This window comes from Mesorhizobium sp. M7A.T.Ca.US.000.02.2.1, from assembly GCF_003996995.1.
Classification (GTDB): domain Bacteria; phylum Pseudomonadota; class Alphaproteobacteria; order Rhizobiales; family Rhizobiaceae; genus Mesorhizobium.
The window spans coordinates 1-1,352 of the sequence record NZ_RZTT01000758.1 but is presented as its reverse complement, the minus strand read 5'-3'; the positions used below and the strand labels follow the sequence as shown (position 1 = coordinate 1,352).

Sequence of the window (1,352 nt, the reverse complement as noted above, 5' to 3'; positions counted from 1 at the left end):
GGTTTCGACAGCTCGCCATTGTGCATGACCGCGATCGCATCCGATATCTCGAACAGCTCGTCGAGATCCTGGCTGATCACCAGCACCGCCGATCCGCTGCGCGACAACTCGATCAAGGCCTGGCGGATATGAGCGGCAGCGCCCGCATCCACGCCCCAGGTCGGCTGGTTCACCACCATGACGCTTGGCCGGCGGTCGAGTTCACGGCCGACGATGAATTTCTGCAGATTGCCGCCCGAAAGGGCCGCGGCCTCCGGATCCGGCGCACTCTTGCGTACATCCATCGCCTCGATGATGCGTTGGGACGCGGCTTGGATGGCACCGCTCTTCACCATCCCGCCGGAACCGACGAACGCCTTGCCGTCGGTGGCATGGCGCGACAGCAGCAGGTTTTCGGAAAGCTTCATGCGCGGTGCCGCACCGTGGCCGAGGCGCTCCTCCGGCACGAAGGCAGCGCCCAGCAGTCGGCGCCCGGTGATGGTGAGGCCGCCTGCGTCCTTACCGCGAATGCGCACCGAGGATGCATCCTGCTGCGGCACTTCGCCTGAGACGGATTCGAAGAACTCGCCCTGGCCGTTGCCGGCGACGCCGGCGATGCCGATCACCTCGCCCGCCCGGACGTTCAGGTTGATGCCCTTGAGCGGGATCGAGAACGGTGTTGCCGGCTTGCGGCTGAGGTTGCGAATCTCGAGCAGCGGCTGCGCCGTGGCGATCCCCTCGACCGGCGCGCGCACCACGGCCTGCACCTCGTTGCCGACCATCATGCGGGCCAGCGAAGACGCGGTTTCCTCGCGCGGGTTGCAATGGCCGACGACCTTGCCGTGGCGCAGCACGGTGGCGCGGTCGCAGATGCGTTTGACCTCTTCGAGCCGGTGCGAAATGTAGAGGATGGATTTGCCTTCCGAACGCAGGCGCTCCAGCGTCTCGAACAGCTTGTCGGCTTCCTGCGGCGTCAGCACCGAGGTCGGCTCGTCCAGGATGATGAGCTGAGGCGTTTGCAACAGGCAACGGATGATTTCGATGCGTTGGCGTTCGCCTACCGACAGGTCGCCGACCAGCGATTCAGGATCGAGCGGCAGGCCGTAGCTGAAGGAAAGCGCCCTCGCCTTCGCAGCGATGCTGTTGATCGGCGAGCCGTCGTCCAGCGACAGGGCAATGTTTTCGGCCGCGGTCAGCGCCTCGAACAGCGAGAAGTGCTGGAACACCATACCGATACCGAGTTTTTTCGCGACGCCGGGGCTGGAAATCCTGACGGCCTGCCCGTTCCAGAAGATCTCGCCGGCATTGGGCTCCAGCGAACCGAACAGCATCTTCACCAGCGTCGACTTGCCGGCGCCGTTTTCGCCAAGCAG

The 1,352-nt window shown here is 64.9% G+C and carries 1 protein-coding gene; it reads right to left on the bottom strand.

What is annotated here, in order from left to right:
• A partial coding sequence (locus EOD15_RS34360; protein WP_148129820.1) for an ABC transporter ATP-binding protein occupies positions 1–1,352 on the bottom strand: 1,352 nt, incomplete at both ends.